The sequence below is a fragment of the Cryobacterium ruanii genome (assembly GCF_004404055.1).
Classification (GTDB): Bacteria; Actinomycetota; Actinomycetes; order Actinomycetales; family Microbacteriaceae; genus Cryobacterium; species Cryobacterium ruanii.
The window spans coordinates 165,738-180,059 of sequence record NZ_SOHK01000009.1; the positions used below are offsets into that span (position 1 = coordinate 165,738).

The following is a 14,322-nucleotide window of genomic DNA, read 5'->3' on the forward strand; positions in this document are numbered from 1 at the left end:
GAAATGCTGCAAATCCGCTGATCCCCCGCGCATTCGCAGGCGCTCTCAGGTACCGTTGAGGAAGTGCCGCACCAGGCGCTGCGTGCTGGCTAGCTTGCGCGCACCCATACTCAACCAGCTGATTGTGAGTACAGCAACACATGGCATCCTCCAACCCCGCTTTCTCCCGCAACGAAGCGTTCGGCGCTCGTGGCGCAGTGGCGTCGTCGCAGGCCCTCTCTGACAACGATCTGCAGTCGATGTACAGCCGGCCCTCGGCCGGTGCGCAAGACACCGAACGCATGACCTACGAAGACACCATCACCAAGACCGGCCTCGGCTTCGCGCTCTTGCTCGTGGCCGCTGCGATCTCCTGGGTTGCCACGCCGGTGTTGCCGTTCCTGTTTATCCTGGGTGCCATCGTCGGTTTCGTGCTCGGCCTGGTCAACACCTTCAAGAAGGAGCCGTCGGCTCCCCTCATCCTCGCCTTCGGCGCGGCGCAGGGCCTGTTCGTCGGCGGCATCTCAAGCGTCTTCGAGGTGCTCTACCCGGGGATCGTGACGCAAGCGGTTCTCGCGACGCTCGTCGTCGTCGCCGTCACCCTGGCACTGTTCAAAAGCGGCAAGATCCGCGCCTCGAAGAAGGCCACCAAGGTCTTCCTGATCGCCATGATCGGCTATGCCGCCTTCTCTCTCATCAACGTGGGCATGATGATCTTCGGTGGCACCGACCAAGCCTTCGGCATGCGCAGCGCGAGCATCAGCCTGCTCGGCTTCGACATCAAGCTCGGCGTCATCATCGGCCTCCTCGCGGTGCTCCTGGCCGCGTACTCGCTCGTGCTCGACTTCGACTTCATCCAGAAGGGCGTCGACAACCGCCTGCCGCGCAAGTACGGCTGGACCGGCGCGTTCGGCATCATGATGACCGTAGTCTGGCTCTACGTCGAGATGCTGCGCATCTTCGCACTAACTCGCGAATAACAGTATTCGGTATTGACAAGCGCCCGTGTTCTCAGGAACACGGGCGCTTTGCCGTTCTTCCTCCTGGCGCAATATCTCAACCTTGGTCCATGTCAGGTCTGAATCGATATCCCATTCCGGATTCGGTCAACAGATAGCGCGGGTTTCGGGGATCGGGTTCGATTTTCTTGCGAAGTTGAGCAATGTACAGGCGGAGATATCCGGTGTCGGTGACGTGTTCAGATCCCCAGATTTCGGTGAGGAGACTTTGGCGGGTGACGAGTTTTCCCGCGTTTCGCACCAGGATATCGAGGACTTGCCATTCGGTCGGGGTCAACCGGACGAGTTCTGGCCCGCCCGGTGTTGACCTGGTTATGCTCTTAGCGGCGAGATCGATGGCGATGTCCGCGATTCGTGTGATGGGTGCCGTTTCCTGGTTAGGGACACGCCGTGTAAGGGCGCGAATGCGAGCCAAAAGCTCGTCAATCGAGAACGGTTTGGTGACGTAGTCGTCAGCCCCGGCATCGAGCGCCTCGACCTTGTCGGCCGCACCGGTACGGCCGGAAACGACGAGGACAGGGGCTTGAGTCCACCCGCGAAGTCCCTGGATGACCTGGATACCGTCGAGTTCGGGCATTCCGAGGTCGAGCATGAAAATATCGGGCCGATGGTCGATGGCCGCATTCACCGCTTCAGTTCCGTTGGCCGCGGTGATGATCTCGTATCCGCGTGCTCCGAGAGTGACACGGAGGGCTCGGAGGATCTGAGGATCATCGTCAGCGATGAGGATCTTCATGGGTTCTCCTGGTTGAAAGGTGCCGCAGGGTTACGAGAAGGACGCGCATTGATGTCCCCCTGGGACGATGCACCCGACTGAGCTGCGATATGTCCCGCCACCGGCAGAGCGATGACCATCGTCAGGCCGCCGCCGGGGGTGGTTTCCGCGTCGAGGGTACCGCCCATGCCCTCAGAGAAGCCCTTGGACAGGGCGAGGCCAAGTCCAAGACCCGAGCGGTTATCGGTGTCGCCGAGGCGTTGGAAGGGAACGAAGACGTCGTCACGCCGTTCGAGGGCGATACCGGGGCCGTGGTCGATGACGCGAATCTCCACGGTGCCGCCGAAGCTGCTGGTGGCGATGCGCACGCGCGTCCCCGATGGAGCAAAACGGGTCGCGTTGGCGAGTAGGTTGACAACAACGCGCTGGAGCAGGCCTTGATCGGCCAGGAGTCGGGGCAGATCCGGGTCGAGGTCGAGTTCGATGGCTCCCGGGCCGAGATGCAGTTCATCGAAGGCGGCGAGAATGACGTCTCCAGCATCCACGACGCCCAGCGACACACCGAGGACGCCGGCCTGTACCCGGCTGACGTCGAGAAGGTTGGTGACGAGTGAGGTGAGCGTCTCCAGACTCTCGTCGGCGGTGGCGAGGAGCTCTTCTCGATCGGCCGCGGACCACGTCACGTCGGTGGCGCGCAGTCCGCTGACGGCAGCGACGGCAGCAGCGAGCGGGCGGCGGAGGTCGTGGCTGACGGCGGAGAGTAGGGCACTCCGAACGCGGTCGGTTTCGGCGAGCGGTCCGACCTCGCTCGCCGTCTCGGAGAGGACGGAGTGTTCCATGGCCGCGTCGATCTGTGCGGCAATCACGGCCAGCAGACGCCGTTCGGAGGCCTGCAGATCGCCGCCATAGAGTTCGAGAGTGGCACGGGTGCCGATGGGCACGGTCGTCAGTTTCGCGCGCGGCGCGGGTTCACCATCGCGCACCAGCACGAGCCCCTCCTCCACCAGGACGACCATGTTGAGATTGAATGCTCCCCGGGTCCGTCCGATGAGCGCCTGCAAGGCGCCTTGTCCCCGAAGGACGCTACCTGAGATGGTGGCGAGGAGTTCCGATTCTGCGGCAGAACGTTTGGCTGCGCGGGTGCGGCGAGCAGCCTGGTCGACCACGTAGGCATCGAGTGCTCCGCGCGCAGAGCCCGGCAGCGCCAAACGCGATTGCCGCGATACTTCTGGCCCTCCGAGACGCCACGGGCGTGCGACCGCAGGCCTTCTTCGAATGGTCGGAAGGCAACCCGCTCGGGCATCTCCTCCGATACCTCTTGCTGGGGCGAGGAGATACGGCCCCGGTCGTGCGGGAGATCCTGCGGGAGAGTGAGCCAGACCCGGCGCAGAGGCCGGGGATCCACGTTGGTGGCGGCTGACCGGAAAGCCATTCACGACGATCGTCTAAAGCGGCGGGGACCAATCCTGCCGTCGCCGCGGAGCCGAAACTGCGCGCGTTTTCGCGATGTCAGCTTTCTCGGTGAATGAAGCGCGTCACCGTGCGGGCGATGACCCCGGCCGTTCACCCTTGCACGCCATACTGAGTCCGTTGGCCACGGAAGGGACGGCATGACATCGCTCGAGCTCACTGACCTGATTTCTCTCCGGGCCGACGTTGAATCGTTGCGGGCGGACCTGCTCCTCGCCGAGCTGCGCCAGGCAGACGAGATTTCTGCAGTACAGCCACGGCACGCCCACAGTGCGACGAATCTCGTGCACTATGTCGAGCTGCGAACCCACGATCTGCGCGATCTTCAGGCGCGACTCGCCCGCCGCGGTCTCACCTCTCTGGGCCGCACCGAATCTCATGTTCTCGCGAGTATCGACGGGTTGCTCCGTACGCTGACCCTACTGATATCTCCTGTCGGCGATGTGGGCCCCGGCGCAGTGGACGCTTTCTCGCCGGCGGCCTCACAGCCACCCGACGGTGGCGTGCTCCTCACCCGGAATTCCGCACTGTTGCTCGGTTCACGGCCCGAGCACCGCTCAACGCGCATCATGGTGACCCTGCCGAGTGAAACAGCAACAGATAAGGCCATGGTGCAGTCCATGCTCGAGAGCGGGATGGACCTTGCCCGCATAAACTGCGCGCACGACGGGCCAACCGTCTGGGCCGCGATGATCGCCAACATTCGCTCCGCAGAGGCGTCGACCGGCCGGCGATGCCTCGTTGCGATGGATCTTGGCGGCCCGAAGCTGCGCACTGGCCCCATCAAAGCCGGCCCCGAGGTGATCAAGGTCAAGCCGCTCCGATCGCCGACCGGCACCGTTCTCAAACGAGGGGTGGTCTGGCTCGGCACCCGACCCGACAACGCCGTCGCGCTCGGGGCACCCGTTATTCCCATCACCGATTTGAGTTGGGTGGATCGGCGCCGGGTCGGCGATGAAATCCGTCTCGTCGATACGCGCGGGGCCCACCGCACCCTCACCGTCGAGCAAACCTTTTCTGGCGGATGCCTCGTCTCACTCCCACAAACCGTGTACTTCGCTCCCGGGTTGGCTGTGGCCGGCGCGCGAGACGAGCGTGCGGTGGGCGCGTTCGTGGGCACCCTGAATCCCACCGAGCAATTCCTGCTCGTGCACCGAGGCGACACGCTGATCCTCACCGCGGACCTCAGCCCTGCGAACGCCACGACCGACGGGACACACCGTATCGGCTGCACCCTGCCGGTCGCTTTTCAGGAAGCGCACCCCGGTGAGCGCGTCATGCTCGATGACGGCAAGATCGACGGGGTCATCATTGCCGTGACATCCACAGAGATAACGATTGTGGTGCACCGTGCCGGCATCGACGGCACGAAACTGCGAGCCGAAAAGGGTATCAATCTGCCCGATACGCTGCTCTCCATCTCGGCGCTCACCGACCAGGATGCGGCCGACCTCGATTTCGTCCGGGCACACGCCGATATCGTCAACATGTCTTTTGTGCGAAGCGCCGACGACGTGCGAGATCTGCTCTCGCACCTCGAGGGCAACCCCGAGCTCGGCATCGTGCTCAAGATTGAGACCGTCGCGGCGTTCGAAGCCCTCCCGCAGATTCTGCTCGAAGCCATGCGGTGGCAGAATGTCGGCGTCATGATCGCCCGCGGCGACCTTGCGGTGGAGGTTGGTTTCGAGCGACTCGCCGAAGTGCAGGAAGAGATCCTCTGGTTGTGTGAAGCCGCCCACGTGCCGGTGATCTGGGCGACGCAGGTGCTCGATACCCTCGCCCGCACGGGGTTGCCATCGCGCGCCGAAGTGACCGACGCCGCCATGGCCGAACGCGCCGAGTGCGTGATGCTCAACAAGGGCCCGTTCATCGCCGAGGCCATATCCATGCTCGCCGGAATCCTGAGGCGCATGCAAGGGCACACCGATAAGAAGCGCAGCCTGCTGCGGCGCCTGCGTGCCTGGGATTTGGATATGACGGAAGCCACATCACCCCCCATGAACTCCGTGCCGGGTGAAGCTCCACGTGCGCGCGGTCGTGCATCCACAGAGCGTCCTTGATCTCGTGAACCCGCCAGTTTTTTTGCACCCCAGGCACACCACACTGTGGTTGGCTTAAACAATGAGTTCCACTGACCTGCGCACGCTGCTCCCGTTCGAAACGACCGACTTGAACACCACATTCGGCTTCATCGGAAGCGCCATCGTGCTCCTCGGTCTCGCTTGGGTGGTCGTGCTCGCCATTCGCCGCTACCTCAAGGCCCCCAAAGACTGACCCAACGGAAAACCCGCGCCCGATCTCGATAGCCGCCATGCCGGTTACCGTAGCGGCCACCCACATGACCACCGGAACGGCCCGCGCGGGCAGCACCCGAGGAACTGGGTGGCCGCCTCGGCGCAGGATTACGAGTGAAATCACTGCCCACACAACGGAGGCGACGGCGCTGCCCATGCGCAGCCTGGCCGGCGGGCGAGCTGCTGCTGCTGCTGCTGCTGCTGCGCCGCCATAGGCTGCGCGACCCCACGGAGCGCGGGACGCCAGAGCAAGTTGGAAGGCCACGAGGCCAACCAGGAGACTCCCGGACAGGCCGGACGAGTAACGGGCGATGGAGCGCGGGACCGGCTCTCTTAAAGCCAACCCTTCAGTCACGCTACCGGGGGATCACTCCCACTCGATGGTTCCCGGCGGCTTCGACGTGACGTCGAGCACCACGCGGTTCACTCCGTCGACCTCGTTGGTGATGCGATTAGAAATTTTGGCCAGCAGGTCGTAGGGAAGGCGAGTCCAGTCGGCGGTCATGGCATCTTCCGACGACACCGGGCGCAGCACGATGGGGTGGCCGTAGGTGCGCCCGTCGCCCTGCACGCCCACCGACCGCACGTCGGCGAGCAGCACGACCGGGCACTGCCAGATCTCGCGGTCGAGGCCGGCGGCGGTCAGTTCGAAGCGCACGATCGCATCCGCTTTGCGCAACAGGTCGAGACGTTCCTGGGTGATCGAACCGACGATGCGAATGCCCAGGCCGGGGCCGGGGAAAGGCTGGCGCTGCACGATCTCCGCCGGCAGGCCGAGTTCGGCACCGATCGCGCGCACCTCGTCTTTGAAGAGGGTGCGCAGCGGTTCGACTAATTCGAACTTGAGGTCGTCGGGCAGTCCGCCCACGTTGTGGTGGCTCTTGATGTTGGCGGTGCCACTACCGCCGCCGGATTCGACGACGTCGGGGTAGAGCGTGCCCTGCACGAGGAAGCGGATCGGGTCGCCGTCGATTTCCTTGGCCTCTTCGATCAGTTCAGCCTGGGCCTGCTCGAAGGTGCGAATGAACTCACGGCCGATGATCTTGCGCTTGGTCTCCGGGTCGCTCACACCTTTTAGCGCATCGAGGAACTGCTCGCGCACATCCACGGTGACCAAGCGAATGCCGGTGGCCTTGACGTAATCCTCTTCAACCTGCCGACGCTCGTCTTCGCGCAGCAGTCCGTGGTCGACGAATACGCAGACCAGCTGGTCACCGATGGCCTTGTGCACGAGGGCCGCGGCCACGGCGGAGTCGACTCCGCCGGAGAGGCCGCAGATGACCTTGCCGCTGCCGACCTGGGCTCGAATCTTCGCGACCTGCTCGGCGATGACGTTGCCGCTGTTCCAATCGGCAGCGATGCCGGCGGCGCGGTGCAGAAAGTTCTCGAGCACGTGCTGGCCGTTTTGGGAGTGCTTGACCTCGGGGTGCCACTGCACGCCGTAGAGCCGCTTCTCGTCGTTGGCGAACGCGGCCACCGGGGTCGAGACCGAAGAGGCGAGCACGGTGAAACCTTCGGGAGCGGTCGCGACCGAGTCGCCGTGGCTCATCCACACGGTCTGGCTGTCGGGCTGGTCGGCGAGCAGCACGTTGTCGCCATTGCTCACGGCGACCGGGGTCGAGCCGTATTCGCGGGCGCCGGTGTGGGCGACGATGCCGCCGAGGGCGGTCGCCATCACCTGGAAGCCGTAGCAAATGCCGAGCACGGGTACGCCGAGCTCAAAGATCGCCGCGTCGAACGCGGGCGCGCCCTCAGCGTAAACACTCGACGGGCCACCGCTGAGTACGATTCCGCGCGGGTTCTTCGCGAGCACTTCGGCGGCGGTGATCGTGTGCGGCACAATCTCCGAATAAACGGATGCCTCCCGCACGCGCCGGGCGATCAGCTGCGCGTACTGCGCACCGAAGTCGACGACGAGAACGGGGCGACCGAGCCCGGAATCGGCGAGGGCGGCATCCGTTGTGGGAGTGGTCATGCTTGGGCCTGGGCCTTCTCGGCAACTGCCGCAGTTTTGTCGGAGTTCTCGGTGAGGAAGCGCTTCACCGTGCGGGCAACGGGAACTTCGACGATGAACGACAGGGTGGGAACGACGCCGCCGAGGGCGATGAGTACGAAGCGCCAGAACGGCCAGCGCATAAGGCTCCACAAGCGGAAATCGGCGAACAGGTACAACACGTAGAACCAGCCGTGCGCGATCAGGATGCCGGTGCTCAGGTTGACGGCCGCGACCGTGTCGGTCGGGACGAGGGCGAGGAACCCCTGCGCGCCGCCGAGTTCGATCTCGTGGCCGAAGCCGTACTTGATGACCATTTCGATGCAGAGCAGCAGCAGGAAGACGCCGGTGACGGTCGACGACACCTGGTACAGCCGGAGCGCACCGGGAATTCTGGAGATATCGGCGGGCTTGGGTTGACGAGGCATGTGACCAATTCTACGTGTGCACACTGACAGCTTCCGCTGCCTCGGCGTCTTCCTGCTCGCGTTCGAGGGCGTCGCGCACCAGGCGGTACCAAAGGAACACGGCGAACCCGGCGAAGACGACCCACTCGATCGCATAGAAGATGTTCAGCCAGTTCAGTGACTGGTCGACTTCGGGCACCGGGGAGTCGATCACGTCAAGCCCGGCCGGGGCCGCCGCGTCGACGATATAGGCGGAATATACTGATCCGTCGGTGAAATCAGCCCACAGATTGATCAGAGCCGATGGTGCCACCTTGGTCAGCTCCATTGAGTCGCCGTCGGGGTCGGGCAGCTCCGGGGCCTCGCCGGTGAGAAAGCGTCCGGTCAGGGTGACCGGGCCGGTCTCGGGCGCGTCTTGGAGTGCGGCGATAACGGCCTCGGCGGCGGCCTGGTCGGGGGCCCAGCCACGAGCCACAGCGATGCTGGCGGAGGCCTCCGTCTGAAAATGGCTGACCACCCAGAAACCTTGGATGCCGCCGTTGATGCGCGTTGTGATGAGTGTTTCGTCACCGGCCACCCAGGTGCCGTCGGCGGTGACCATCTGGCCGGTTGCAACCTGTGTCACGCCGCCGTCGGGCTGCGCCACCTCGGCGAGCGGCTGCGCCTGCTCGGTGCTTCGCTCCACGACAACGCCGGACTCGATAGCGCGTTCCAGCTGCCAGTGCCCGAGCAGGGCGAAGGCCGCGGCCACGCCGAGGGCCAGCAGCAGTGCGGCCACCCAGCGGGGGCGCACCATCATTTTGATCACGAATAGTCACCTGTGTGGGTTTCTCGCCCGGGTTTGCTTGCCGGATTGTCGGCCGCATCATCGTCGGGTTCTGGGGAGTGCTGGCCGAGAGCGAAGCCAGCCATCGAGTCCAGCCCAGAATCAGCTGAATGCGAGCGTTTCTGTGGTTCAACCGTATCGGGCGCCGGGTGAGAATTGGCCGAGTCAACCATCCGCGCTGGCTTGTCTTTACCCGCACGACGGGCGTACTCGTCGGCATCAGCGGCCTGGGCGGCCGTCGCGGCTTCGACGAGCGCGATCTCTTCGTCGAGCATCGGGTTGCGCAGTGCTCGTGTAGAAACGGATACCGGCACACGGCGACGCGGAGCCGCCCCGATCTTCTCGGAATTCGCCGCGAACAGGGGGCCGAGGATGGCCATGACGAGAACGTAGAGGCCCGCAAACGGTTGCAGCCGCGGATCGAGCCCGGCCGACACCGACAGGGTCGCGAGGATCAGCGTGAACTCGCCGCGATTGACGAAAATCGCGGCGGTGTTGAGCGCTTCCCGTGACCCCATTTTGTGCAGCCAGGCCAGCAGGGCGCCGGAGAGCAGACTGAGCACGAAGGTCATCCCGATGGCGATGAGCACCACGCCGATCACCGACCCAAACTGGGCCACGTCGAGGGCGAGGCCGAAGTTGAGAAAGAAGAACGCCGCGAAAATATCGCGCAGGGGTACGGCTACGCGCTCGATCCTGGCGCGGTAGCTGCTCGCGCCGAGCACGACGCCGATCAGGAAGGCGCCGATGGCATCGGTGACGCCGATGATCTCACCGATGCCGGCGAACAGCACCACGAGGCCGAAGAACAGGATGGTGAACAGTTCGTCGTCTTTGGTGCGCATCAGACGCGACACCACCCGCCCACCCCAACGGGCCAGCGAGAACATCGCCACCAGAAACAAGAACGCGATCGAGAGCTGCAGCACGATGGGCCAGACCTCGGTCTTGCCGCTGAGCACGACGGAGACGATCGAGAGGTAGATGGCGATGAAGATATCGCCGACCACGGTCACGCCGAGGATCATCGGGGTCTCTTTGTTGGCCAGACGGCGCAGTTCGATGAGCAGTTTGGTGATGATCGCGCTCGAGGAGGTTCCGGTCATGCCGGCGATGACAAGAGCTTCGCGAGGACCCCAGCCCACGAGCAGGCCGAAGATGAAGCCGGCACTCATATTGATGAGTATCCAAGATCCGCCCGAGACGATCAGGGTCCTGGCGTTGCCGAAGAATTCTTCCTGGTCGAACTCGAGTCCGAGGCTGAACAGCAGCAGAATCAGACCGAAGACGGCGATGAGTTCGATATCAGCGGAATTAAAATCGAGGGGGAAGAAGTCCGTGTTCGGACTGGCCAAGACGCCCACGATCATGTAGATCGGGATGGTAGGGAGCCCGATCAGCTTGCCCAGGCGGCCGAGAACGTAGGCGACGACGAGCAGGGTGCCGAGAACGAGAAGGTCTTCGCCCAGGTGCATGGTTCACCCCCCGGGTGGAGCGTCGACGGTCTTCGCCTTCACTTCACCGGTGCGAAAGAACGCGAAGGCCTTGACGACCTTTTCAGGCGAGCCAGCAACGACGAGGGTGTCACCGGGGAAGACCTTGAAGTCGGCGGCGGGGGCCGGGTTGGCGGATTCGCCGCGCACGACGGCGACCACGGTGAGTCCGGCGATGCCGCGGTCGGCGGGGTTTCCGAGCGCCTGGCCGGCGATGTGGTCTTCATAGTCCACGGTGAACCAGTCGATGCTGAGGCCGGGAATCTGGTCGAGGGCGCTGAGCGACTCGGTGATCTGGGTTCCGCCGAGCAGTTCGGCCAGGGTGTGCGCCTCGTCTTCGTTGAGCCGCAACGAGACCTTGCTCGCGTCGGGGCCGCCCTCATCGTCGGCGAATGTGATGAGGTCGCTGTGGCCGGAACGGTGGGCGATGACGCCGACCTTGCCGCCGTCATCCGTGATGAAGGTGTGCAGCACACCCACGCCGGGAAGTTTGACCCGCCGAACATCAACCATTGTCATGACTCCTGAGGTTTAGGGGCAGTCCCCCTATTCTATCGGAGCCGTTTTTGCCGCCGCGAGCGGGCTTAGTTCGTGACGACGGTGTCGGGGGCCTCGAGGCGCACCCGGTCGGCGGATTCGTCATCGGGCTCTTCCTGTGACGCCCTCTCGGCGGCGACCCTGGTGAGGTAGAAGCCCACCTCACGGTCGATGCGCTCCTGATCCCAGCCGAGCACCCCGGCCATGAGCGCGGCGGCGACCGGGGCAGCCGAAACCCCACGGTCCCACGCCTCGATCGAGATGCGGGTGCGGCGGGCCAGCACGTCTTCCAGGTGCAGCGCACCCTCGTGCGACGCCGCGTAGACGACCTCGGCCCCGATGTAGTCGTCAGCGCCGGGCAACGGATCGGCGAGCTCCGGATTGGCTCGAATCAGGTCGAGCAGTTCATCGGTGAGGGTTCCGTAGCGGTTGAGCAGGTGCTCGACCCGCACGGTGTGCAGCGCGAACGCCCGGGCGATCTTGCCGCGCTTGTTCCACGCGGCCTGGTAGCCCTCAGCTCCCAGCAAGGGAATGTCCTGGGTCGTCGACGCGGGAATGCGTCCGTCGAGGGCCGAGGCCGCGGCATCCACTGCGTCCTTGGCCATGATGCGGTAGGTGGTCCACTTGCCGCCGGCTATCACGACCAGGCCGGGAACCGAGTGCCCGACGAGGTGTTCGCGGGACAGCTTGGAAGTCTGGTCGCTCTCGCCGGCCAGCAACGGACGAAGCCCGGCGTAGACACCCTCGACATCTTCTCGGGTGAGCGGCACGCTGAGCACGGAGTTGATGTGTTCGAGGATGTAGTCGATGTCGGCTGCCGTCGCGGCCGGATGCGCCTTGTCGAGGTACCAGTCGGTGTCGGTCGTGCCGATGAGCCAGTGCCGGCCCCACGGAATCACGAACAGAACGCTTTTCTCGGTGCGCAGTAACAGTCCCATGGCGCTCTGGAACCGATCGCGCGGCACCACGAGATGCACGCCCTTCGAGGCACGCACCTTGAAGGTGCCGCGTTCGCCGACCATGCGCTGCGTGTCGTCGGTCCAGACGCCGGTCGCGTTCACGACCTGCTTGGCCCGCACGTCGAAGTGTTCGTCGGTCTGCAGGTCGTGGGCACGCACGCCGACAACGCGCTCCCCCACCTTGATGAAGCCTTCGACCCGCACCCGGCTGGCCGCGTGGGCACCGTAAAACGAGGCGGTGCGCACGAGTGACGACACGTAGCGGGCATCATCGACCTGAGCGTCGTAGTACGTGATTCCGCCGATCAGGGCGTCGTTGGCGAGGCTCGGAATGAGCTTCTGCACCTGGCTCTTGGACAGGTGGCGGTGATGCGGTACGCCGGGCGGGCGCCCGCCGGTGTAGGAGAAGATGTCGTAGAGCAGCATGCCCGCGCCGATATAGAACCGTTCGGTGAAACGCTTCTTCAGCGGGTACAGGAATCGCACCGGCTTTACGAGGTGCGGCGCGATGCGCTGCAACAGCAGGCCCCGCTCGGTGAGGGCTTCGCGCACAAGGCGAAAGTCGAGCTGCTCCAGATAACGGATTCCGCCATGCACGAGCTTGGACGACCGGCTCGACGTTCCCGACGCCCAATCTCGCGCCTCGAGGATGCCCACGCTCAGTCCGCGGGTGACGGCATCGAGGGCGGCACCGGCCCCGACGATTCCGCCGCCGACGACGAGAATGTCGAGTTCTTTGCCTTTGAGCTTGGCGAGAGCGGAGACCCGCTCCTCAGGCCCTAATTTCGTGGATCGGGTGACCGCATTGTGGGAGGCCATGAATACTCCTGTTCAGACTCGTGTGTATCTAAAACACTCGTGTGCATCTAGGGAGCACAAGAGGTTGAGTTTCAACGATGAAGCGCGCGAACGCTTCTGCCTCTGACGCTAGTTCACTCGGTACGGCGCGACAACCACTTCAACCCGTTGAAATTCTTTGAGATCGGAGTAACCGGTGGTCGCCATCGACCGACGCAGCGCGCCGATGAGGTTGGCGGTGCCGTCGGCGACCGGTGCCGGGCCGTAGAGAATCTCTTCGAGCGGAGCCACGGTACCGACCTCGACCCGCTTGCCGCGCGGAAGCTGGGGGTGGTGCGCCTCGGCGCCCCAATGGAATCCGCCACCGGGGGCATCCGTTGCCCGGGCCAGGGCCGTGCCGAGCATGACGGCGTCGGCGCCGCAGGCCACGGCCTTGACGATGTCGCCCGAGGTGCCGAGTCCGCCGTCGGCGATGACGTGCACGTAGCGCCCGCCGGATTCATCCATATAGTCGCGGCGCGCGCCGGCGACATCCGCTACGGCGGTGGCCATCGGGGCGTGGATGCCGAGGGTCGCGCGTGTCGTCGACGCGGCGCCCCCGCCGAAACCGACCAGAACGCCGGCGGCGCCGGTGCGCATGAGGTGCAGCGCTGCGGTGTAGGTGGCCGCACCGCCGACGATGACCGGGACGTCGAGTTCGTAGATGAACTTCTTGAGGTTGAGCGGTTCCTGGTTCTGCGAGACGTGCTCGGCCGACACGGTCGTGCCGCGAATCACGAACAGGTCGACGCCGGCCGCAACGACGGTTTCGTAAAGTTCTTGCGTGCGCTGGGGAGAGAGGGCACCAGCCACGGTGACGCCACCCGCGCGAACCTCGGCGAGGCGGGCGGTGACGAGCGCCGGCTGGATTGGGGCGGAGTACATCTCCTGCATGCGCGCGGTCGCCCTATCGGCGGGCAGGCTGCGGATTTCGGCCAGCAGTGGCTCCGGGTTATCGTGCCGGGTCCACAGCCCTTCGAGGTCGAGCACGCCGACGCCGCCCAGCTGACCCATCATGATGGCCGTGGTGGGCGATACGACGGAGTCCATCGGCGCGGCAAGCACCGGAATGGCGAACTGGTATGCGTCGATGGTCCAACCGACCGATACGTCCTCCGGGTCGCGGGTGCGCCGACTCGGCACCACCGCGATGTCGTCGAAGGCGTACACGCGGCGAGCGCGCTTGGAACGGCCGATCTCGATTTCCATGGCTTCAGTTTAGACGCAAGCTATTGACTCGACCGGCGCGGGGCGTCGCATCCGCTTCGCTGCACTGTGGCAGTTCAGGGCCAGCGGATGCGACGGCACCGGCGGCAGACTACTCGCCGCAGGTGATGGTGATGCCGTTGTTCTCGAAGATGCCGTCACCGTTTTCGGCACAGAACGATGCGGTCGCGGCGAGGGTACCGACGGAGACGATGATGAGAATCGCGATGCCGATGGTGCCGATGAGGCCGACGACGATACCCCCGACCGCCAGCGGGTTCTTGAAGCCAGCTTTCTTGGATTTGCGCAGCGCGACGATGCTGACGATAAGGCCGATCACGTTGAACGGAAAGGCAAGGATGAGGCCGATCAGGCCGAGCTTCTTGCCGGGGTTTGCACCGATCGGCGAGGTACCCAGTCCGGGTGATGAGATGGTTTCGGTCATGTGACGCTCCTTGTTAGCAGGTTTCCTGGGCGCCCCCAACACGGTTCACCCCGCCCGAAGTGTAACCGCACGAAAAAGCTGGCTGGTGGGCAATTTTCGTCGGCAAATTAATGGGTGTAATCCTGACCGAACCCGCAGTTTT

The 14,322-nt window shown here is 64.6% G+C and carries 12 protein-coding genes and 1 pseudogene; 3 read left to right on the forward strand and 10 right to left on the reverse strand.

Translation table 11 applies throughout. The features are described 5' to 3' along the window. Nucleotides 1-140 precede the first annotated feature (140 nt). Complete coding sequence (locus E3T47_RS06625) at nt 141-959, forward strand: Bax inhibitor-1/YccA family protein (RefSeq protein WP_134555354.1); 819 nt, start codon at nt 141-143, stop codon at nt 957-959. Nucleotides 960-1,035: 76 nt separating this feature from the next. On the opposite strand, the gene E3T47_RS06630 is transcribed toward E3T47_RS06625, so the two are convergent. Next, nucleotides 1,036-1,734 carry a response regulator gene (locus E3T47_RS06630; RefSeq protein ID WP_134555355.1) on the reverse strand — a complete coding sequence of 233 codons (699 nt, stop codon included), beginning with the start codon at nt 1,732-1,734 and terminating at the stop codon, nt 1,036-1,038. Further along, nucleotides 1,731-2,891, reverse strand: a pseudogene (locus E3T47_RS06635) (sensor histidine kinase); the annotation flags it as partial. The pseudogene E3T47_RS06635 and the gene E3T47_RS06630, both read right to left, overlap by 4 nt. 432 nt (nt 2,892-3,323) lie before the next feature. Between E3T47_RS06635 and E3T47_RS06640 the strand changes: the two are divergent. Further along, nucleotides 3,324-5,243 carry a pyruvate kinase gene (locus E3T47_RS06640; protein WP_134555357.1) on the forward strand — a complete coding sequence of 640 codons (1,920 nt, stop codon included), beginning with the start codon at nt 3,324-3,326 and terminating at the stop codon, nt 5,241-5,243. A gap of 61 nt (nt 5,244-5,304) precedes the next feature. Further along, complete coding sequence (locus E3T47_RS15835) at nt 5,305-5,457, forward strand: hypothetical protein (protein WP_166805644.1); 153 nt, start codon at nt 5,305-5,307, stop codon at nt 5,455-5,457. Between the two features lie 387 nt (nt 5,458-5,844). Here the strand turns inward: E3T47_RS15835 and guaA are convergent, their stop codons facing one another. The 8 genes from guaA to E3T47_RS06680 all read right to left on the reverse strand — a co-directional run bounded on the left by guaA (nt 5,845) and on the right by E3T47_RS06680 (nt 14,180). Further along, nucleotides 5,845-7,452, reverse strand: coding sequence for a glutamine-hydrolyzing GMP synthase (guaA, locus tag E3T47_RS06645; RefSeq protein WP_134555358.1), 1,608 nt, complete (start codon nt 7,450-7,452; stop codon nt 5,845-5,847). Then, nucleotides 7,449-7,898, reverse strand: coding sequence for a DUF3817 domain-containing protein (locus E3T47_RS06650; RefSeq protein ID WP_134555359.1), 450 nt, complete (start codon nt 7,896-7,898; stop codon nt 7,449-7,451). The genes guaA and E3T47_RS06650 overlap by 4 nt, the downstream gene beginning before the upstream one ends. Before the next feature lie 10 nt (nt 7,899-7,908). Next, nucleotides 7,909-8,676 (reverse strand): SURF1 family protein, encoded by a 768-nt coding sequence (locus tag E3T47_RS06655; protein WP_241982041.1) that lies wholly within the window; start codon nt 8,674-8,676, stop codon nt 7,909-7,911. Between the two features lie 5 nt (nt 8,677-8,681). Then, nucleotides 8,682-10,178, reverse strand: coding sequence for a cation:proton antiporter (locus E3T47_RS06660; RefSeq protein ID WP_134555361.1), 1,497 nt, complete (start codon nt 10,176-10,178; stop codon nt 8,682-8,684). 3 nt (nt 10,179-10,181) lie between these two features. Beyond that, nucleotides 10,182-10,715: a cation:proton antiporter regulatory subunit gene (locus E3T47_RS06665; protein WP_233193339.1), complete on the reverse strand. Its 534-nt coding sequence runs from the start codon at nt 10,713-10,715 to the stop codon at nt 10,182-10,184. A gap of 65 nt (nt 10,716-10,780) precedes the next feature. Next, nucleotides 10,781-12,511 (reverse strand): glycerol-3-phosphate dehydrogenase/oxidase, encoded by a 1,731-nt coding sequence (locus tag E3T47_RS06670; protein ID WP_134555362.1) that lies wholly within the window; start codon nt 12,509-12,511, stop codon nt 10,781-10,783. Nucleotides 12,512-12,619: 108 nt separating this feature from the next. After that, nucleotides 12,620-13,738 (reverse strand): GuaB3 family IMP dehydrogenase-related protein, encoded by a 1,119-nt coding sequence (locus tag E3T47_RS06675; protein WP_134555363.1) that lies wholly within the window; start codon nt 13,736-13,738, stop codon nt 12,620-12,622. A 109-nt stretch (nt 13,739-13,847) separates the two neighbouring features. Further along, nucleotides 13,848-14,180 carry a hypothetical protein gene (locus E3T47_RS06680; RefSeq protein WP_134555364.1) on the reverse strand — a complete coding sequence of 111 codons (333 nt, stop codon included), beginning with the start codon at nt 14,178-14,180 and terminating at the stop codon, nt 13,848-13,850. Between the last annotated feature and the right edge of the window lie 142 nt (nt 14,181-14,322).

What these genes read in the sequence shown, in the direction of transcription:
- E3T47_RS06625 (WP_134555354.1), top strand. Translation starts at nt 141, where the DNA reads ATGGCATCCTCCAACCCCGCTTTCTCCCGCAACGAAGCGTTCGGCGCT.
- E3T47_RS06630 (WP_134555355.1), bottom strand. Translation starts at nt 1,734, where the DNA reads ATGAAGATCCTCATCGCTGACGATGATCCTCAGATCCTCCGAGCCCTC.
- E3T47_RS06640 (WP_134555357.1), top strand. Translation starts at nt 3,324, where the DNA reads ATGACATCGCTCGAGCTCACTGACCTGATTTCTCTCCGGGCCGACGTT.
- E3T47_RS15835 (WP_166805644.1), top strand. Translation starts at nt 5,305, where the DNA reads ATGAGTTCCACTGACCTGCGCACGCTGCTCCCGTTCGAAACGACCGAC.
- guaA (WP_134555358.1), bottom strand. Translation starts at nt 7,452, where the DNA reads ATGACCACTCCCACAACGGATGCCGCCCTCGCCGATTCCGGGCTCGGT.
- E3T47_RS06650 (WP_134555359.1), bottom strand. Translation starts at nt 7,898, where the DNA reads ATGCCTCGTCAACCCAAGCCCGCCGATATCTCCAGAATTCCCGGTGCG.
- E3T47_RS06655 (WP_241982041.1), bottom strand. Translation starts at nt 8,676, where the DNA reads ATGATGGTGCGCCCCCGCTGGGTGGCCGCACTGCTGCTGGCCCTCGGC.
- E3T47_RS06660 (WP_134555361.1), bottom strand. Translation starts at nt 10,178, where the DNA reads ATGCACCTGGGCGAAGACCTTCTCGTTCTCGGCACCCTGCTCGTCGTC.
- E3T47_RS06665 (WP_233193339.1), bottom strand. Translation starts at nt 10,715, where the DNA reads ATGACAATGGTTGATGTTCGGCGGGTCAAACTTCCCGGCGTGGGTGTG.
- E3T47_RS06670 (WP_134555362.1), bottom strand. Translation starts at nt 12,511, where the DNA reads ATGGCCTCCCACAATGCGGTCACCCGATCCACGAAATTAGGGCCTGAG.
- E3T47_RS06675 (WP_134555363.1), bottom strand. Translation starts at nt 13,738, where the DNA reads ATGGAAATCGAGATCGGCCGTTCCAAGCGCGCTCGCCGCGTGTACGCC.
- E3T47_RS06680 (WP_134555364.1), bottom strand. Translation starts at nt 14,180, where the DNA reads ATGACCGAAACCATCTCATCACCCGGACTGGGTACCTCGCCGATCGGT.